General features: G+C 70.5%; 1 protein-coding gene. It reads right to left on the reverse strand.

The window, feature by feature from the left end:
- Window positions 1–824, reverse strand: an 824-nt coding sequence (locus LG395_RS40905) for a condensation domain-containing protein (RefSeq protein WP_225814661.1), incomplete at both ends; no start/stop codon positions are given.

The following is an 824-nucleotide window of genomic DNA, read 5'->3' on the forward strand; positions in this document are numbered from 1 at the left end:
GCGTGATCAGCACGTAGTGGTCGTCGTCCGCGACGCGGACCACGTCCACCCGCAGCAGCCGCCCGCCGTCCAGCTCGAACGGCCTCCGTGCCTCGGCTGCCATGATCTCCAGTGCCGCCCGCTCCCGCTCGGCCGTGGAGCCGGTCCGGACGTCGTGCACCACCGGAGTGACCGACCAGGGCGCGTCCACGATCTGTGCGGGACGGCCCGAGTCGTCCGTGACGAACCGGGTGCGCAGCACCTCGTGCCGGGTCACGAGACCGGTGAACGCCAGACCCAGCGCACCGGCGTCGAGGGCGCCCCGCACCCGCAGACCGAACGGTACGAGGTACTCGGCGCCGCCCGGTGTCAACTGGTCCAGGAACCACAGCCGCTGCTGCGCGAACGACAACGGCTGTGGACCGCTGCCACGGTCGATGGGTACCAACGGCGCCTTGTCGGCCGTCTCCAGCTCGCGCACGACCCCGGCCAGTGTGGCGGGTGTGGGCGAGGTGAACAAGGCGCGCACCGGAACGTCCACCCCGAGCCGTTGCCGTAGCCGCGACGTCACCTGCGTGGCGAGCAGCGAGTGTCCGCCCAGTTGGAAGAAGTTGTCGTGGATCCCGACGGTGTCGACGCCGAGGACGTCGGACCAGGCGCCGGCGATGGTCGCCTCCGTCGTGTTCCGGGGTGCGGTGTAGCTGGTGTCGAGGTCGGGTCGGTGGTGGTCGGGTGCGGGGAGGGCCTTGGTGTCGACCTTTCCGTTGGGGGTGAGCGGGAGTTGGTCGAGGGTGACGTAGGTGGCCGGGACCATGTAGTCGGGGAGTTGCTGCTGGAGGTGTGCG

It is taken from the genome of Streptomyces spinosus, from assembly GCF_020400655.1.
In the GTDB taxonomy this organism is placed as follows: Bacteria; Actinomycetota; Actinomycetes; order Streptomycetales; family Streptomycetaceae; genus Streptomyces; species Streptomyces argyrophylli.